The 19193-nt window shown below is 44.3% G+C and carries 17 protein-coding genes; 13 read left to right on the top strand and 4 right to left on the bottom strand.

Annotated elements, in window-relative coordinates:
• Positions 1-25 precede the first annotated feature (25 nt).
• From LIQ05_RS05045 to xerD, 7 genes are all read left to right on the top strand, one after another.
• Positions 26-211 (top strand): hypothetical protein, encoded by a 186-nt coding sequence (locus tag LIQ05_RS05045; RefSeq protein ID WP_226819119.1) that lies wholly within the window; start codon positions 26-28, stop codon positions 209-211.
• Positions 212-223: 12 nt separating this feature from the next.
• Complete coding sequence (locus LIQ05_RS05040; RefSeq protein ID WP_226819117.1) at positions 224-472, top strand: spore coat protein; 249 nt, start codon at positions 224-226, stop codon at positions 470-472.
• Positions 473-904: 432 nt separating this feature from the next.
• Positions 905-1978 (top strand): recombinase RecA, encoded by a 1074-nt coding sequence (gene recA / locus LIQ05_RS05035; RefSeq protein ID WP_226819115.1) that lies wholly within the window; start codon positions 905-907, stop codon positions 1976-1978.
• A 3-nt stretch (positions 1979-1981) separates the two neighbouring features.
• Positions 1982-2473 carry a regulatory protein RecX gene (locus LIQ05_RS05030; protein WP_226819113.1) on the top strand — a complete coding sequence of 164 codons (492 nt, stop codon included), beginning with the start codon at positions 1982-1984 and terminating at the stop codon, positions 2471-2473.
• 187 nt (positions 2474-2660) lie between these two features.
• On the top strand, positions 2661-4205 hold the full coding sequence (gene rny, locus LIQ05_RS05025; RefSeq protein ID WP_416385977.1) for a ribonuclease Y: 1545 nt from the start codon (positions 2661-2663) through the stop codon (positions 4203-4205).
• 178 nt (positions 4206-4383) lie between these two features.
• Positions 4384-4983, top strand: coding sequence for a stage II sporulation protein M (locus tag LIQ05_RS05020; protein ID WP_226819109.1), 600 nt, complete (start codon positions 4384-4386; stop codon positions 4981-4983).
• A gap of 365 nt (positions 4984-5348) precedes the next feature.
• Entirely contained in the window at positions 5349-6230 is an 882-nt protein-coding gene (gene xerD / locus LIQ05_RS05015) for a site-specific tyrosine recombinase XerD (protein ID WP_226819107.1), read from the top strand.
• Between the two features lie 374 nt (positions 6231-6604).
• On the opposite strand, the gene LIQ05_RS05010 is transcribed toward xerD, so the two are convergent.
• Both LIQ05_RS05010 and LIQ05_RS05005 read right to left on the bottom strand, forming a co-directional pair.
• A complete protein-coding gene (locus LIQ05_RS05010) occupies positions 6605-7636 on the bottom strand; it encodes a 3-deoxy-7-phosphoheptulonate synthase (RefSeq protein ID WP_226819105.1) in 1032 nt (343 codons plus the stop codon).
• A 91-nt stretch (positions 7637-7727) separates the two neighbouring features.
• Entirely contained in the window at positions 7728-9071 is a 1344-nt protein-coding gene (locus tag LIQ05_RS05005) for an MATE family efflux transporter (protein ID WP_226819103.1), read from the bottom strand.
• 242 nt (positions 9072-9313) lie between these two features.
• Between LIQ05_RS05005 and nifS the strand changes: the two genes are divergently transcribed.
• The 3 genes from nifS to LIQ05_RS04990 all read left to right on the top strand — a co-directional run bounded on the left by nifS (position 9314) and on the right by LIQ05_RS04990 (position 13957).
• Complete coding sequence (nifS, locus tag LIQ05_RS05000; protein WP_226819101.1) at positions 9314-10495, top strand: cysteine desulfurase NifS; 1182 nt, start codon at positions 9314-9316, stop codon at positions 10493-10495.
• A gap of 185 nt (positions 10496-10680) precedes the next feature.
• On the top strand, positions 10681-11127 hold the full coding sequence (gene nifU / locus LIQ05_RS04995) for a Fe-S cluster assembly scaffold protein NifU (RefSeq protein ID WP_226819099.1): 447 nt from the start codon (positions 10681-10683) through the stop codon (positions 11125-11127).
• Positions 11128-11335: 208 nt separating this feature from the next.
• Entirely contained in the window at positions 11336-13957 is a 2622-nt protein-coding gene (locus LIQ05_RS04990) for a cation-translocating P-type ATPase (protein ID WP_226819097.1), read from the top strand.
• Between the two features lie 55 nt (positions 13958-14012).
• Here LIQ05_RS04990 and LIQ05_RS04985 read toward each other — a convergent pair whose 3' ends face one another.
• The gene (locus tag LIQ05_RS04985; RefSeq protein WP_226819095.1) at positions 14013-14846 is read right to left on the bottom strand and encodes a histidinol-phosphatase HisJ family protein; all 834 of its coding nucleotides are present in this window, start codon (positions 14844-14846) and stop codon (positions 14013-14015) included.
• Positions 14847-15215: 369 nt separating this feature from the next.
• On the opposite strand from LIQ05_RS04985, the gene gap reads away from it, so the two are divergent.
• The 3 genes from gap (at position 15216) to tpiA (ending at position 18513) form a co-directional block, all read left to right on the top strand.
• Positions 15216-16235 carry a type I glyceraldehyde-3-phosphate dehydrogenase gene (gene gap, locus LIQ05_RS04980; protein ID WP_117851616.1) on the top strand — a complete coding sequence of 340 codons (1020 nt, stop codon included), beginning with the start codon at positions 15216-15218 and terminating at the stop codon, positions 16233-16235.
• 143 nt (positions 16236-16378) lie between these two features.
• A complete protein-coding gene (locus LIQ05_RS04975; protein WP_118580955.1) occupies positions 16379-17572 on the top strand; it encodes a phosphoglycerate kinase in 1194 nt (397 codons plus the stop codon).
• Between the two features lie 188 nt (positions 17573-17760).
• Complete coding sequence (tpiA, locus tag LIQ05_RS04970; RefSeq protein ID WP_173771569.1) at positions 17761-18513, top strand: triose-phosphate isomerase; 753 nt, start codon at positions 17761-17763, stop codon at positions 18511-18513.
• 463 nt (positions 18514-18976) lie between these two features.
• Here tpiA and LIQ05_RS20250 read toward each other — a convergent pair whose 3' ends face one another.
• A complete protein-coding gene (locus LIQ05_RS20250) occupies positions 18977-19180 on the bottom strand; it encodes a DUF6783 domain-containing protein (RefSeq protein ID WP_318289485.1) in 204 nt (67 codons plus the stop codon).
• Between the last annotated feature and the right edge of the window lie 13 nt (positions 19181-19193).

The following is a 19193-nucleotide window of genomic DNA, read 5'->3' as shown; positions in this document are numbered from 1 at the left end:
ATTTTATGAACAGGAGGCAGGTTATATGAACCAGATTTCAGAATTGGATTTACAGAATTTAAGACACCTGATCGGTGGATTTGACACAACCCACTGTAAAATGGATGAGTACGCAGGCCAGGCTACGGATGCCCAGGTGAAGCAGTTTTTCCAGAAGTCTGCCCAGTCAGCGGTAGATTGCAAAAATCAGCTTATGCAGTATTTACAGTAGGAGGTAGCACACATGAATGAAAAAGTGATGGTTGCAGATACACTTGCAGGAATCAATGGGGAACTGACACGTTATGGGGAAATGATCCCTCAGACAGAGAATCCACAGCTGAAACAGACCTTGAAGCAGATGAGAAACCAGTGCGAGATGTCCCAGGAGGAAATCTACCAGATTGCGCGTGCAAGAGGCTATTATGTGCCTGCAGCACAGGCTACAAGGGAAGAAGTAGAGCATGTGAGAAGTGTGCTGAGCCAGGGATAGGGAAAAGCGGTTAATAAGGAAATCCGGAATTGCAGGAAAATGTTCTTGTAATTCCGGATATTTTGCTATATAGTAAAGTTACTGACAGGAAAGTGGCAGCTTAAAAGCTGCGCAGATCCATCTCAAATTTACCGGAGGTTTATCTGTCTCCGGCACACAGAAGAACTTCACACCCGTATTCCGGGATGATTCCACAGGTGAAAATAAAGTATTGTAAAAATAAAATTTTTATATGGCGAGTAGGGGCTTGACAAGTGAACGGATTTAAGATACTATGTACTACAGAAAGAAACGAACATAGGTTCGTATTAGCGGAAGCGGGAATGATATACAGTCCAATTAATGTTACTGGTCTGCAGTGGGCAGTAAGAATTGAATAGCTGCAGAGACCACCGCGGACTGACGGATTATGAAGAATAGGAGATTTGAATCATGATAAATGAAGAGAAGAAGAAAGCGCTGGAAGCAGCCCTTGGACAGATTGAGAAGCAGTACGGTAAGGGTTCTGTAATGAAGCTTGGTGAGTCCAGTGCCAATATGCAGGTAGAGACAGTTCCTACCGGTTCTTTAAGTCTTGACATTGCACTTGGCGTAGGCGGTGTGCCGAAGGGACGTATTGTAGAGATTTATGGACCAGAGTCCAGTGGTAAGACCACAGTCGCCTTGCATATGGTTGCTGAGGTGCAGAAGAGAGGTGGAATTGCAGGTTTCATTGATGCAGAGCACGCACTTGATCCTGTATATGCCAAGAATATTGGTGTAGATATTGATAACCTTTATATTTCCCAGCCGGATAACGGCGAGCAGGCTCTGGAAATCGCAGAAACCATGGTCCGTTCCGGTGCAGTAGATATTATTATCGTAGACTCCGTTGCAGCTCTGGTTCCCAAAGCTGAGATTGACGGCGATATGGGCGATAGCCACGTAGGTTTGCAGGCACGTCTGATGTCTCAGGCTCTTCGTAAGCTAACTGCCATTATCAGCAAGTCCAACTGTGTTGTAATCTTTATCAACCAGCTTCGTGAGAAGGTTGGCGTTATGTTTGGTAATCCAGAGACTACTACCGGTGGACGTGCCCTTAAGTTCTACTCTTCTGTACGTCTGGATGTGCGCCGTGTAGAGACTTTGAAGCAGGGCGGCGAGATGGTTGGGAACCATACCAGGATCAAGGTTGTTAAGAATAAGGTAGCTCCGCCATTTAAGCAGGCTGAGTTTGATATCATGTTTGGTACCGGTATCTCCAAGGAGGGCGATATCCTTGATCTTGCTGCTGAGAATTCCATTGTGAATAAGAGTGGCGCGTGGTACGCATATGAGGGCAATAAGATTGGCCAGGGCCGTGAGAATGCCAAGCTGTTTCTGAAAGAGCATCCGGATATCTGCGACGAGATCGAGCGTAAAGTTCGTATTCGTTACAACCTGCTCCCAGGAGAGGAAGAAGAGCAGTCTGAGAAGAAGCCTGATGCGGCACCAGCAGCTGATACTCCAGCATCTGTAGAGGAATAAAATATGGCGGTTACACTTGAAGAGCAGAAGAATGCCAGGAGAAAGGCGATGCTTCTTCTGGAGCATATGGACCGCACAGAGAAAGGCCTGTCTGACCGGCTGCGTCAGGCAGGCTTTTCAGCAGAAGCAGTGGAGGATGCCATGAATTATGTGCGTTCCTACGGCTACCTCAATGACCAGCGGTATGCGATGAACTATATTTCCTTCCGAATGGGAACCAAGAGCCGCCAGAAGATCCTTCAGGCGCTGGCTGGGAAGGGAATCGACAGGGAGACTGCCCTTGCAGCCTGGGAAGAAGCAGCAGAAGTAGAAGAGCCAGACGAGCTGGCTGTTCTTCGTGCCACTGTGGAGAAGAAGTGTCAGCCAGACACCGCTCTGGATGAGAAGAAAATGCGCAGACTTCAGGGATTCCTCCTTCGAAGAGGCTTCTCCTACGGTGATGTTTCCCATGTGCTGGACGAGATGAACATTACCTGTGAGAGAAGCTATGAATAGGCGGTTCTGCCTTTTTTCCGGCTGTGCATATAACTATGCGTGAGTGGAGCTGCAGCGCCCTGCCGAAATTAAAATTTTCTTTTTCGGTAGAAAAACTTGACATAATTCTAAAAAAAAGATAAACTTGTATTGTTGTGATTGCACAATGAAAATTAAATATTGAGGAGGTGCTCCTGTGACAACAATTATTGTTGCAGTTGTCGCTGTAGTAGCCACTCTACTGATTGCAGTTCCTATTACTAGTAAAGTTTCTGTGGATAACAAAGTTAAGAAAGACGCAGAAACGATTGGGTCAGCTGAAGAAAAGGCCAGAGGCATCATTGATGAAGCCTTAAAAACGGCCGAAACAAAGAAACGTGAAACTTTATTGGAAGTAAAGGAAGAATCTCTCCGTACCAAGAATGAACTGGAGAAAGAAACCAAGGAACGTAGAAACGAACTGCTGAAATATGAGAAGCGTGTCTTAGCGAAGGAAGAAACCGTCGATAAGAAAGCTGAAGCAGTTGAGAAGCGCGAGGCAGAGTGCACAGCGAGATTTGCAGAATTGCAAAAGAAAGAAAAGAGAGTAGATGAACTCGAACTGAAAGGAGTACAGGAACTGGAACGTGTTTCCGGTCTGACCTCCGAACAGGCAAAAGAAGAATTGCTCAGATCTGTGGAAGACGATGTGAAAGTTGATGTTGCCAGACTTTACAAGGAACTTGAGAGCCAGGCGAAGGAAGAAGCAGGAAAGAAAGCCAAAGAATACGTGGTAAATGCCATTCAGAAATGTGCAGTAGACCATGTGGCTGAGACTACTATTTCTGTAGTGCAGCTTCCAAGCGACGAGATGAAGGGACGTATTATCGGACGTGAGGGACGTAATATCCGTACCATGGAGACCTTGACAGGTGTAGACCTTATCATTGATGATACCCCTGAGGCGGTAGTTCTCTCATCCTTTGATCCTATCAGACGTGAAGTGGCAAGAGTAGCACTTGAGAAACTGATCGTTGATGGACGTATCCATCCGGCCAGAATCGAGGAAATGGTTGAAAAAGCACAGAAAGAAGTTGAGACTCAGATCCGCGAGGATGGTGAGAATGCAGCGATGGACGTTGGAGTCCACGGCATCCACCCAGAGCTTTTGAAGCTTCTTGGACGTATGAAATTCCGTTCAAGCTATGGACAGAATGCATTGAAGCATTCCATTGAGGTTGCACAGCTTTCCGGTCTGCTTGCCGGTGAGATTGGTGTGGATGTGCGCATGGCGAAACGTGCAGGTCTTCTTCATGATATCGGTAAATCTATTGACCATGAAGTTGAGGGGTCCCATATTGAGATTGGTGTAAACCTTTGTAAGAAATATAAGGAATCACCGCTTGTGATCAATGCGGTAGCCGCACATCATGGTGATGTGGAGCCGGAGAGTCTTATTGCTTGTATCGTGCAGGCAGCAGACGCAATTTCCGCAGCGCGTCCAGGTGCCAGAAGAGAGACACTGGAGACGTATACCAACAGGCTGAAACAGCTTGAGGATATTACAAACCAGTTCAAGGGTGTAGAGAAATCCTTTGCAATCCAGGCTGGTAGAGAGATCCGTGTTATGGTAGTTCCTGAGCATGTGAACGATTCTGAGATGGTACTTCTCGCAAGAGATATAGCGAAGCAGATTGAAGCTGAGCTTGAGTATCCGGGTCAGATTAAGGTTAATGTGATCCGCGAGAGCAGAGCTGTTGATTATGCCAAATAATCGGAGTTAATTTACATTAGAACTTAAGGCTGCTGTTCACGGAGTGAACAGTAACAACTTAAGAAACCGCTTCCGTATTTTTCATATTATATGAAAGATGCGGGGCGGTTTTTTTATGCCATATGAAATGTCAACATAATCAGGAACAAAACTGCGTACAATGGTACAGGGTGAATATATGGAAACTGTACTCAGTACCAAAATAAAAAACTTTTTTCCAGGACTGGCCCTGCTGATGGCCGGATTCCTTGCCGGCCTGCTGATTCCGAATTTTATTTATTGTTTTTCTTGGAAGCAGCAGGCATTTTCTGCAATTTATCTATTGGCTGCTTATGGAAAAACAGGGGCAGAGGGAACCGATTATCTGCTGAAGATCATATGGATGCGAGGCAGCTTCTTTTTCCTTTCTCTGCTATGTGGTTTCACTGTATTTGGCGTTCCAATAGCAGTGGGGGCAATGCTTTTTACAGGGCTTGAATTGGGAATGGTATTCTCCATGTCCATTTTGCAGTTTGGGCTTACAGGCGGAGTAGTTGCAGCAGCGCTTCTTTTTCCACAGTATCTGATCTATCTGCCATTATGGAATGTGGTTTATCAGATGATCTACAGGGAGTCTATGGGAATCTGGCGTAACCACGGCATTTTCCCCCGGAAGGTGAGTGATTATTTTCTGAAAGTATTCTTGTATACAATGCTGTATGGTGTGGGAATCTTCCTGGAATGGCGTGTGAATCCGTGGATTTTAAACAAAATTCTAGATTTTTCGAAATTTTTTTAGAGGAAAACAACAGAAAAGTCACAAGATATAGTGATGGTTACCATAAAATCTGCTTTATTTTGTAAAAATAATGAAAAAGCCCTGCTTTTATACGATTTCAAAAGGAAAAAAAGGTTTGATTTTATGTTAATTACAAAGTATAATACAGGTACATTTTAAAAATGGTTATTGTGGGGAGATAGCCCGTCCTTACAACATATGGAGTAAAACGCAAGATTCGAATGTACAGGGCCCCATGAATTGAAATCTATAACGTTACTGTTCACTGGTAATGTTCCGCGAGATGTTTTTGGGTATCACGAAGCGTGTTGCTGTGATGGTCGTGAACAGTAACTCCACAACTAGAGAGACAGGAAGTAAACAATATGGAACTGGAAATACGCGAGTTTATAGAATACTTACATAATACGAAGAAAACATCCCAGAATACAGAGGTTTCCTACCAGCGTGATCTGAATAAAATGTCTGCATATCTGGAAACAAAGGGGATCACTGCAGCGGCAGATGTCCGTGAATTTGATCTTCTGGGATATATGGATTATATGGAAAAAGAGAACTTCGCGTCATCTACGATTTCCAGAAGTGTTGCTTCCATTCGTGCTTTTTTTCAGCATATGTTTGCGTTGCGGAAGATCCAGGAGAACCCTGCAGACAATCTGAAATCACCCAGGGTTGAGAAGAAGCTTCCTGAGATCCTCAGCATTCAGGAGGTGGATGACCTTCTGAAGCAGCCAGATCTGACTACCCCTAAGGGAATCCGGGATAAAGCCATGTTAGAACTTTTGTATGCGACTGGTATGCGGGTAAGTGAACTGATCCATCTTGAGACTACAGATGTGAATCTGCAGCTTGGCTATGTGGTATGTCAGGAGAACAAAGAGCGTATTATTCCAATCGGAAATGTAAGTAAAGAGGCATTGAAGCTTTATCTGGAAGAAGGGCGTAAGGTATTCGTGAAAGACGATACAGAGCCTGCCTTGTTCACCAATTGCTCCGGCAAGGCCATGAGCCGCCAGGGATTCTGGAAAATGCTGAAAGGGTATGCGCAGGATGCCGGAATTCACAGAGATATTACGCCTCATACCTTAAGACATTCCTTTGCAGTCCATATGCTGCAGAATGGAGCGGACATCCGAAGCGTTCAGGAGATGCTGGGACATTCTGATATTTCTACTACCCAGGTGTATTTAAGCATGAATATTAACCGGATGAGAGATGTGTATATGAAGGCACATCCGAGACATTGAGAAGAGAATAAGATGATAACTGCCCATGAAATTAGAAATCTGTGGGCAGTATTTTGTGTAATAGGAAATTTCGTTGGAATTCCTTATTACATAGAATAGCCCTGCCGGGCAGGATACGGAAGCAGCAGAAAGGCAGATGCTGCCTGGGAAACCGCCGCAGGTGGAGAATCCTGCAAACAGGATTTTCGGGTGAATATTTCCAGATAAAAAAATCTCCCACATTCGTAAAGAACGTAGGAGATTTTTATTTACACGGGTAACGAGCCAAAGTCCGTGCTTGCACGGGGGCATAGCGTCTGCCGCGATAACAGGCAAAACCTGCAGAATGGTTTTGGCTCGTTTCCTGAAAACGGGAAATTCAGAGCATTTTATAATTAGCACATTTCAGCAATTGTATACAGCAGTTCCTCAGACTCTTTCCATCCAAGGCAGGCATCTGTAATGGATTTGCCATATACATGGTTTGGTCCGATCTTCTGGTTGCCTGGCTCGATATAGCTCTCGATCATAAGACCCTTTACCAGTCCTCGTACATCAGAATCAACCTGACGGCTGTGAAGAACTTCCTTGGCAATACGGATCTGCTGCTCGTACTGCTTATTGGAGTTGGAATGGTTGGTATCTACGATGGTAGCCATGTTCTTCAGGTTCTTAGCGGAATATTTCTCGAAAAGAAGACGAAGATCTTCGTAATGGTAGTTCGGAATTGCCTCTCCATGTTTGTTTACAGCTCCACGAAGAATAGTATGTGTTAACTCATTTCCAGTAGTTTCAACTTCCCATCCTCTGTAAATAAAGGTGTGGCTTCCCTGGGCTGCAACAACAGAGTTCAGCATAACGCTGAAGTCACCGCTTGTTGGGTTCTTCATTCCAGCCGGAACGTCCATACCGCTGACAGTCAGGCGGTGCTGCTGATCCTCAACAGAACGTGCCCCTACAGCAACATAGGAAAGAAGATCGGAAAGGTAGCGCCAGTTCTCTGGATAAAGCATCTCATCTGCACAGGTAAATTCACTCTCCTCGATTGCACGAATGTGCATTTTACGGATTGCTACAAGGCCGGCAAGCATGTTGGGCTTTTTCTCCGGGTCCGGCTGGTGAACCATTCCTTTATAACCTTCACCTGTAGTACGCGGTTTATTTGTATAAACGCGAGGAATGATTAAAACCTTATCCGCGATCTTGTCCTGAACTTTGCGAAGTCTCAGCAGATAGTCGCATACAGCATCTTCATTATCTGCAGAGCAGGGACCAATGATTGCAAGAAATTTATCGGATTTTCCAGTGAATACATCACGGATCTCCTGATCACGTTTCTCTTTCAGTGCCTTGATCTTTGCATCAATGGGATATTGGTTGCGGATCTCGTCGGGGGTTGGAAGCTTTTTGATGAATTCAAATCCCATGGTATTTTCTCCTTTTATCGGCAAAATTTGCTTTCAATTCAATATTATAGACTATGAGGGAAAAAATGTCGATAGGCAAATTTCGTGAAAATTACTCGGATAATTCCATCCTATTTAGGTAAATGAAATGAAGTAAAGTAAGAATCAGCTGGGAAAGGAGCATTCCATAGAAATATCCCCGGAGTCCAAGCAAAGGAATGGAAAAGAATACAAATCCAATCCGGATGCATACACCTGCGATATTATGAAAAAGGCAGGCATCCGGGCGCCCAAGCCCATTTAAAATACTTTCCAGTGCTGTATTTGTATAAAGAAAAGGACAGATAAAAGCCAGTGTTCTTATGTAGATTCCCGCAGTCTCACTGTGAAAAAGAAAAATTCCAAAAGTTTTTCCAAAAAGAAAGAAAAAGAAGGTACAGAAGGCTCCAAATAAAAAGCAGGTTTCGCAGGTGCGGCGGATCACATGACGGATCCTTTTTTCATGTCCAAGTGCCTGCAAGCCGGCCACAGAGGGCATCAGCATAACGGAAGCAGAGTTTGTGACTGTTGCCGGAAAAAGGATCAGTGGCAGCGACATTCCGGTAAAAACTCCGTACACAGACAGGGAATCAGCATGATTCATTCCGGCCAGAAGCAGTCTTTGGGGAATGAGGACCATCTCGATTCCGGAAAGCAAAGTAAGCAGCAGCCGGTTTACCGAGTGGGGAACTGCGATCTGGGCAATCTCTTTTGTAAGAGAATTCACGGAAGTAGTATTATGATGAGTATTTTCAGGAGAAGATGGTTTTATATTTTTTTCCCTGGAGAAATCAATTCCCAGCGCTAAAAGACATGCTGCAGCTGCCACAACCTCACTGAAAAGGGCACCACCGGCAGCCATTACAGGTGTGATTTCCTTTTCCTGTGAAATCAGGATCTGATAGATCATATAAGTACTGCCAATCCGGGAACACTGTTCAAAAAGCTGGATAAAAGCCGGAATCCCGGCCTTTTTCCGGGCATAATAAAAGCTGTTTATGCATGAATGCAAAGCAGAAAGGGGAAAGCTAATGGAAAGAATGCGGAGCAGGATCTCTGTACGCGGCTCTTTTAACAAGAAGGAAGCCACAAAATCAGCATTCCAATACACAAGGAAAGACAAAAGCCCGCAGAATGCCACCGAAAGAAAGGTTCCAAGAAGTAGTGTGTCCCTGGACTCTTTTTCTTTTCCAAGGGCAGTAAAAGAGGCGCACAGCCTGGAAATAGCTGCCTGAATCCCCATACAGCAGGCAGCCAGTACAATTCCGTGAACCGGAAGGGTAAGCTGATAAATCCCTACGCCCTGTGCACCAATGGTATGAGATAAGAATATTCTATAGAAGAAACCCATAAGGCGGCTGGCTAGCCCCGTAAGAGTGAGAATCAGGGTTCCTTTGATAAAAAGTCTGTCAGACATAAGAATCCGCCTGTCTGGTTATGGCTTGAAGCAGCCGTCATACAGAACCATAACCACTCCGTCTTTTTAGTTAGTTTATGCTGTAAATGTGCCTTGACAGAACTGTTATTATCTGGTAAAGTGGGATAGAAATCCAAGCGATTTACTAGGAAATAGAAAAGTACCTAAGGAGATAGATGAAACAACCCTTTCCCGGGAGTCTTTCATATCGAATTGATACCAATAAACCAGGAGGAAGAAAAATGGGAAAAATGATATATCTGGATAATGCGGCAACCACCAAAACCGCTCCGGAAGTAGTAGAAGCAATGCTTCCTTATTTTAGCGAAATGTATGGAAATCCATCCAGCATTTACGATTTCGCATCCAAGAGCAAAGAGGGCGTCAGCAAGGCTAGAGGCCAGATTGCAGATGCACTTGGTGCCAGGAAAGAAGAAATCTATTTCACAGCTGGCGGCTCAGAGGCTGATAACTGGGCACTGAAAGCCACTTTTGAAGCATATAAATCCAAAGGAAACCACATCATCACCACCAGGATCGAGCATCATGCGATCCTTCACACCTGTGAATATCTGGAGAAAGAGCGCGGAGCAAAGATCACCTACCTGGATGTAGATGAGAATGGTATTGTGAAGCTTGACGAGCTTGAGAAAGCCATCACACCGGAGACCATCCTGATTTCTGTTATGTTTGCAAACAATGAGATCGGATCCATCCAGCCGATCAAGGAAATCGGTGCAATTGCCAAAGAGCACGGCATCCTTTTCCACACAGATGCAGTACAGGCTTTTGGACAGGTGCCGATTAATGTAGAGGAATTAGGAATCGATATGCTCAGCTCCAGCGGACATAAGCTGAACGGACCGAAAGGAATTGGCTTCCTTTATATCCGCAAGGGCGTTAAGATCCGTTCCTTCGTACACGGTGGAGCTCAGGAGAGAAAGCGTCGTGCCGGTACAGAAAATGTTCCAGGAATCGTAGGCTACGGTGTAGCAGCAGAGCGTGCAATCCGCACTATGGAAGAGCGTACTGCCAAAGAAATCCAGGTGAGAGATCATTTTATCGAGAGAATCCTGGCTGAGATCCCATATGTGAAATTAAACGGTGACCGTACCAAACGTCTTCCAAACAACGTAAATGTAAGCTTCCAGTTCATCGAAGGAGAGTCCATGTTGCTTATGCTTGACAACTATGGTGTTTGTGCATCCAGCGGTTCCGCTTGTACATCAGGCTCCCTGGATCCGTCTCATGTACTGCTGGCAATCGGACTTCCTCATGAGATCGCACATGGTTCCCTGCGTATGACCTTAAGCGAGGAGACTACCATGGAAGATGCTGACTTTGTAGTAGATAAGCTGAAAGAAATCGTAGCATATCTGAGATCAATGTCTCCATTATATGAAGATTTTATTAAAAAACAGTAACTGTTCAGTACCTTCACAGTTACACGCTTCGCGATGCACAGAAATCATGCTTTGCATGATTTCGCGCCGAGATTCTCGGGTTTTCTGTGAACTACGTTCACAAAAAACACCTCGCGGAATAGTACCTACTGAATAGTAAAAAAAACAAAAAATTTGATTAAAACACTTGCCAGGAGGAAAAAAAGATGTATAGTGAGAAAGTAATGGATCATTTCCAGCATCCACGTAATGTTGGAGAAATAGAGAATGCAAGCGGTGTCGGTACAGTAGGAAATGCCAAATGCGGCGATATTATGAGAATTTTCCTGGATATCGATGATGAGACACATATTATCAAAGACTGTAAATTCAAAACCTTTGGCTGCGGTGCTGCAGTTGCAACAAGCAGTATGGCTACTGAGATGGTAAAAGGTAAGACTATCGAGGAAGCTATGAAGCTTACAAACAAAGCTGTTATGGAGGCTCTTGATGGACTTCCGCCAGTGAAAGTACATTGTTCTCTTCTTGCTGAAGAGGCTGTACATGCTGCACTGTGGGATTATGCACAGAAGCATCACATCGAGATCGAAGGTCTGAAGAAACCGAAGTCTGACATCCATGAGGGTGAAGAGGCAGAGGAAGAAGAGTACTAATTTTCGTCATCTATATTCAAAAGAATAATATTTTTTACAGGAAACCGAATCCTTAAGCAGATTTATTTCGTTACAGATAAATAGGTGATAAAGATGAGGCATACCGTAAAGTGAATTCATCAGGGCGGATGTTATCATCTGCCCTGATTTTCATATAACGGGAAAGCAAAAAGAGTAAAACTGAAACATCCTTAAAGAAAACATAAGAATGAAGGAAGTAACGATGACAGGACTGACGAACGAACAGGTACAACAAAGAATTGAAGAGGGAAAAATCAATGCCAATGAGAACCCCAATACAAGAAGCTATAAGCAGATCATAAGGGAGAATGTGCTAACATTTTTCAACTTTCTGAACCTGGCCCTTATGATTATGGTATTGCTGGTTGGTTCCTATAAGAATTCCATGTTTATGGGAATCATTGTGATCAACACGGTGATCGGAATCATCCAGGAGGTCCGGGCGAAAAAAACCCTGGATAAGCTGGCCATCCTCACGGAGAGCAAGGCTGTGGTCTTGCGTGAGGGAAAAAAATGGACCATTTCCACGGAGAAACTGGTGCTGGATGACATCCTTTTTCTGAAAACAGGAGATCAGGTGCCGGCAGATGCCAAGGTGCTGGAGGGCAGCATTGAAGTCAATGAATCCCTGCTGACCGGTGAATCCGACAACCTTCAGAAAAATGAAGGAGACGAGCTTTTTTCCGGAAGTTTTGTCACATCTGGTGAGGCCTGCTGCCAGGTGATCCACGTTGGCAAGGATAATTACGCTTCCCAGATCACCAGTGAGGCGAAGGAATTTAAGCGTCATAACTCAGAACTTCGTAATTCCTTGAATGCGATTCTGAAGACTATAAGTGTGATCATAGTTCCTATGGGAATGCTGTTGTTTTATAAGCAATATTACATTGCGGGAAACGGAATCCGGGATGCAGTAGTGAATATGGTGGCTGCTGTCCTGGGAATGATCCCTGAGGGACTGGTGCTGCTTACCAGTGTGGCACTGACACTCGGCGCGCTGGCGCTGACCCGTAAGAATACTCTGGTGCAGGAGCTGTATTGTATTGAGACGCTGGCGAGAGTAGATACTCTCTGTCTGGATAAGACTGGAACCATTACAGCCGGAACCATGTGTGTGGAGCAGGTACAGCCCTATGTGGAGGGTATGGAGATCAGGACTCCGGAAACAGAAAATGAGAATACAAGCGAAAGTTCAATAAATGGAACAGGGAATCAAGCTCAGGGAGTTCCAGAAATGGCAGCTGCAGAGGCGCAGTCTGAAGTATCCGCGGTTGCGGTACAATTGCGGATGGGAGCTGTTATGGGAACTACTGAACAGCTGTCAGCACAAGATTCACAGGACAATGTCAATACTGATTTAGCCATCAGCGGCGCTCAGCCTGAGATGACCATGGGCGAGATCGAGCGTGTCATGGCAAATATGATGTCCATTTTAAAGGACAAGAACGCTACCGCAGATGCCCTTCACAAGCGTTTTTCCAGAAGAACAGACATGCCGGTAGATCATTGCATTCCGTTTTCATCCGACCGTAAATACAGCGGAGTAGCCTTTCAGGAAGAAGGAACCTACCTGATGGGTGCAGCCCAGTTCCTTTTCCCAGATGGAAATGAAGACCTGATAAGGCAGTGTGCCGCTTATGGAAAAGAAGGCCTGCGTGTTCTGGTACTGGCTCACAGCACCAATCTGAACCAGGAAAATGAACTTCCAGAAGGCCTGAAACCAGTTGCCTTATTTATGCTTACCGATATTATCCGGGACAATGCACCTGAGACTCTAGCATTTTTCAAAGACCAGGGAGTAGATCTGAAGGTGATCTCTGGAGATGATCCAGTGACAGTTTCTGCCATTGCAAAAAAGGCAGGCCTGGAAAATGCAGATAAATATATTGATGCCACCACCATTACCACATCGGAGGATATGGAGCGGGCCGTTGCAGAGTGCTCTGTATTTGGACGTGTAACCCCGCAGCAGAAGAAAGAGATGGTGCTTGCCCTTCAGAAGCAGAAGCATACGGTCGCCATGACCGGTGACGGTGTAAATGATGTTCTGGCTTTGAAAGAGGCAGATTGCAGCGTGGTTATGGCAGAGGGAAGTGATGCGGCCAAGAATATTGCGAATGTAGTCCTTATGGATTCTAATTTCGCCGCTATGCCGGAAATCGTGAACCAGGGCCGCCGCGTAGTAAACAACATCCGCACTGCAGCATCCATGTTTCTGATCAAAACCATTTTCTCTGTACTGCTTTGCCTGATCACCATTTTCTGGGGCGAGAGCTATCCATTCGAGCCAATTCAGATGTCCCTGATCAGCGCCTGCGCAGTGGGAATCCCAACCTTCCTGCTTGCCCAGGAAAACAACTTCAACAAGATCGAGAGTGGTTTTCTGCGGTATGTATTTATGAATGCATTCCCGGCAGCAGTCACCATCACAGGATGTGTATTTACCATTATGCTAGTCTGCCAGAACGTTTACCATAGCAATGCAATGCTGAGTACAGCCTGTTTTCTGGTAACCGGATGGAACTACATGGCAGCTTTGAAGACCGTATATGCACCTCTGAGCAGGTACCGGAAGATTATTATTTACGGCATGCAGTTCATTTTCTTCTTTGCAGCTGTATGCGTACAGAACCTGCTGGCACTTGGTTCCCTGGAGTTTGGAATGATCATCCTGGTATTTATCCTGATGACCTTCTCCCCAGTGGTGATCGAAGTTATCACCGAATGGTGCAGATCCCTGTACGATAAGGCACATGAGAGGGAAAAGAAAGGACTTATTGCGCTGTTTCTGGAAAAAGTGCAGAAATAATGCTCATAAACAAAAATGCTCCATCGCTTGATTATTCTAGCAATGGAGTATTTTGTTATAATTTCATAAAGTCTGGTTTCCGGTTTTTAAATACAGTGTAATATTCAAAACCACATTTTTTTAGCACCTGTGCCGCCCTGTCAAAGGCGTAGCCAATTTTATCCGGTGTATGGGCATCGGCGCCGATGGTGATGATTTCGCCGCCAAGCTCCCTGTAACGGCGAATGATGGCCGTACATGGGTTGGGTTCCCCAAGACCATAGTGATAGCCACCGGTGTTGATCTCAAGCCCCACATTTGTGTCCATCAGCTTTTTCAAGATCCCATCCAGAATATCCTGATATTTTTCATAAGAATAGAACTGGTTTTTATTCGGGCCATAGCGGACAATATAATCCAGATGCCCATAAGTGTCCATTTCATGGAAGGCATCCAGATTCTCCAGAATGGATTCGAAATATTCAAGGTATGCCTGTTCCTCGTCCCTACCCTGGAAAAATTCGGGGTAGTAGGGATCAGCGCCGTGGACTACGTGAGAGGAACCAATTACAAAGTCAAAGGGATATTCTTTTAAAAGATTGTGAAAATATTGTCCAAGGTGAAGCTGCAAACCGATCTCAATACCGAAATGGATGGCAATTTGGTCCCTGTAAGCTTCTTTCAATTCCATAAGCCGGGCGTAATAGGCAGGAAGATCCAGGGAAAATTCCAGGTCATCCGGAGTTGGCGGATAGTCTGGATCCAGATGTTCCGTAAAGCATATTCCCTTAAGCCCCAGTGCAATGGCCTGGCGGATCATATCCCCGGTGGGAGTGCCGGAATCTGCGGAAAATTCAGAATGCATGTGGCAGTCCCACAAAACTCCGGGAGAGTTGGAAAGTATTTTCATAATAACCTCCTTATAAATTATAAACCAAGCATAGTATTTTAAAAATATATTTTCTGCAAATATAAAGATATATTTTATGGACAAGTGTATAGCGAAGGAACATGTGAAAAAATTTCTTCCTACACGAAAAAGAAAGGAAAAAACGTGCATAAATGCTGCCACTGTGTCATAAAAGGGACTTAATTGTATCATTTGAGAGCAGTATATCATATCAGAGGATATTTGTGGAAATTTGCCTGTTATTTTTTTGAAAATAGGCTTGAATTTTTGTTCAGAATTAGGTACAATACGCTATAGGTTGATGTTTCTTTCACAAAGATTGAAGCACTCACATAATTTTTACCATTTAATTCATAGGAGGAATTTATCATGGCAGTAAAAGTTGCAATTAATGGTTTTGGACGTATTGGTCGTCTTGCATTCCGTCAGATGTTCGGTGCAGAAGGATTTGAGATCGTTGCTATCAACGACTTAACATCTCCTAAAATGCTCGCTCACTTATTAAAATATGACTCAACTCAGGGAAGATACGCTCTTGCAGATACAGTAGTAGCTGGAGAGGATTCCATCACAGTTGACGGAAAAGAAATCAAAATTTATGCAAAAGCTAACGCTGCTGAGCTTCCATGGGGAGAAATCGGTGTAGACGTAGTTCTTGAGTGTACTGGATTCTATACATCCAAAGACAAAGCTCAGGCTCATATCGATGCAGGTGCTAAACACGTTATCATTTCCGCTCCGGCTGGAAACGACCTTAAGACAATCGTTTACAACGTAAACCATGAGACTCTTACAAAAGAGGATCACATCATTTCCGCAGCTTCCTGTACAACAAACTGCTTAGCTCCAATGGCTAAAGCACTTAATGACCTTGCTGCAATCAAATCCGGTATCATGTGCACAATCCACGCTTACACAGGCGATCAGATGACACTTGACGGACCGCAGAGAAAAGGCGATCTGAGAAGATCCCGTGCAGCTGCAGTTAACATCGTTCCGAACAGCACAGGTGCTGCTAAAGCAATCGGTCTTGTTATCCCAGAACTGAACGGCAAACTGATCGGTTCCGCACAGCGTGTTCCAACCCCAACTGGTTCTACTACAATCCTTACAGCAGTTGTTGAAGGAAATGTTACAAAAGAGCAGATCAACGCAGCTATGAAAGCTGCTTCTAATGAGTCCTTCGGATACAACGAGGATGAGATCGTTTCCAGCGATATCGTTGGTATGAGATTTGGTTCCCTGTTCGATGCTACTCAGACAATGGTTCTTCCACTTGAGAATGGCACAACAGAGGTTCAGGTTGTTTCATGGTATGACAATGAGAACTCCTACACAAGCCAGATGGTTCGTACAATCAAACACTTTGGTAAACTGCTTAACGCTTAATTAGTAGCAGAGTAGGGTTTTCGGATGCTGACAAGCTATAGTTTGGCGGCATATGAATAAGACTCAGAGAAGGGTCCGGTCTGAATAGGACCGGACCCTTTTGTCTGTATAAAAAGTTAAATTTTATAAGGAGGCATAACAAGATGCTGAATAAGAAATCTGTTGATGACATCAACGTAAAAGGCAAAAGAGTCCTCGTAAGATGTGACTTCAATGTACCTCTGCAGGACGGCAAGATTACAGATGAGAACCGTCTGGTAGCAGCTCTTCCTACAATCAAGAAGCTTGTTGCAGATGGTGGAAAGATTATCCTTTGCTCTCACCTTGGAAAACCGAAGGGAGAGCCGAAACCGGAGCTTTCTCTTGCACCTGTTGCTAAACGTCTCACAGAACTTCTCGGACAGGAAGTAAAATTCGTTCCTAGCCCGGTTGTTGTAGATGATACTGTAAAAGCAGCAGTAGCTGACATGAAAGACGGCGAGATCATTCTTCTTGAGAATACCCGTTATCGTGCAGAAGAGACTAAGAACGGTGATGAATTCAGCAAGGAACTTGCTTCTCTTTGCGATGTATTTGTAAACGATGCATTTGGTACCGCTCACAGAGCACACTGCTCTAACGTTGGTGTTACCAAATATGTAGATACAGCTGTTGTTGGATATCTGATGCAGAAAGAAATCGATTTCCTCGGAAACGCTGTAAACAATCCTGATAGACCATTCGTAGCAATCCTTGGCGGTGCTAAGGTTTCCAGCAAGATCTCTGTTATCAACAACCTTCTTGACAAGGTGGATACTCTGATCATTGGTGGTGGAATGTCCTATACATTCTCCAAGGCTATGGGCGGACACATTGGTGTTTCCCTTTGCGAGGATGATTATCTTCAGTATGCATTAGACATGATGAAGAAGGCAGAAGAAAAAGGCGTTAAGCTTCTTCTTCCGGTTGATAACAGAATTGGTGATTCCTTCTCTAATGATTGCAATATCCAGGTTGTAAAACGTGGTGAGATTCCGGATGGATGGGAAGGAATGGACATCGGACCAGAGACAGAGAAACTTTTCGCTGACGCTGTAAAAGATGCCAAGACAGTTGTTTGGAACGGACCGATGGGCTGCTTCGAAATGCCGAACTTTGCTCATGGTACAGAGGCTGTTGCTAAGGCTCTTGCTGATACAGATGCTACAACTATCATCGGTGGTGGTGATTCTGCAGCAGCAGTAAATATCCTTGGCTATGGTGACAAGATGACACACATCTCCACAGGTGGCGGTGCGTCTCTTGAATTCCTTGAAGGAAAAGAGTTACCAGGTGTAGCAGCAGCTAACGATAAATAAATAGAGCACTTAATGAAAGCAAGCTGTAAGCGCAGCTTGAATTATGTGCGAATTTGGTTCGAAGGAACTTAATGAGGGCAAGCCAACGGCGCAGACCAGCTGACTTTCATATATGGTGATGTCGCTTGCCGGCGACATGTCCATTTAGTGAATCGAACTTCCTTATTACACAAAAGGAGATATATAAAATGTCTAGAAAGAAAATTATTGCCGGAAACTGGAAAATGAACATGACTCCAAGTGAGGCAGTTAAATTAGTTGAAACTTTAAAACCATTAGTAGCTAATGATGACGTTGACGTAGTATTCTGCGTACCGGCTATTGATATTCTCCCTGTAGTTGAGGCTGCAAAAGGCTCCAATATCCAGGTTGGTGCTGAGAACATGTACTTCGAGGAGAAAGGTGCTTTCACAGGCGAGATTTCCCCGAACATGCTTACAGACGCTGGTGTTAAATACGTAGTTCTGGGACACTCTGAGAGAAGAGAGTACTTCGCTGAGACAAGTGAGACCGTAAACAAGAAAATGCTCAAAGCATTTGAGCACGGAATCACTCCAATTATGTGCTGTGGAGAGACTCTTGCTCAGAGAGAGCAGGGCGTAACTATGGACTTCATCCGTCAGCAGGTTAAAGTTGGTTTCCAGAACGTTACAGCTGATCAGGCTAAAACAGCCGTTATCGCTTACGAGCCGATCTGGGCTATCGGAACTGGTAAAACAGCTACAACTGAGCAGGCTCAGGAAGTTTGCGCAGGAATCCGTGCTTGCATTGCTGAGATCTATGATGAGGCAACTGCAGCAGCAATCCGTATCCAGTATGGCGGATCTGTAAACGCTAAGACTGCACCAGAGTTATTTGCTCAGGCAGACATCGACGGCGGTCTTGTAGGCGGCGCATCTCTGAAACCAGAGTTCGGTGATATCGTAAACTATAACAAATAATAAAATAATAGCTATTTTTTAGCTAATGTGTCCAAGCGAGAAGTAATTAAACGCCCCTAAACACAAGGATGATTGGTAAATATTACCAATTGAATTGTGGGTAGGGGCGTTTTATAATTTACCTACTATCACCTTTTGGTATCACTTTTGGAAGGAAAAATCACTGTCATTCAAAAAAGTGATAATTGCTACAGGGGAGGAAGTAAATGGCGAAGAACTATGAGGGTAGAAAAGAAAATGGTGAAGGCAATAATTGTATAAAATGTATTTCAAATTAAAAGAAAAATTTGAATGAGGATAAAGCGCCTTATGGAAGTTACATGGAAATTAGGCAATACATATTTAAAAATCCAGGATTGTGAGTCGGGTTGGGATTTCACAATTCTGGATCTTTTTATTTTCATAAATTGATGTAGGATAGGCAGAAGCAATGAAATTAGGAATCGTAATCTACGAGCCAGTTTCACGTATTTTTCCTTAAAATATCGAAGATGGTTAAATGCCGATAGCTAGAGCGTGTTTGAAAAATCATTCCCGCAATCTGCACGCCCCACTTTGCGGTATATTTCGCCCGAATTCTCAAGCATGCCCTTAAAGTAAAATGTATATTGATCGAGGCTGTCAAGAGTGTAAATAGACCTCCTCGGTTTTTTGTACAATTTTTCATTTTGATAAAAATA

It is taken from the genome of Blautia glucerasea (genome assembly GCF_020537505.1).
Lineage (GTDB): Bacteria > Bacillota > Clostridia > Lachnospirales > Lachnospiraceae > Blautia_A.
This window is presented reverse-complemented; position numbering and strand designations above follow the sequence as displayed.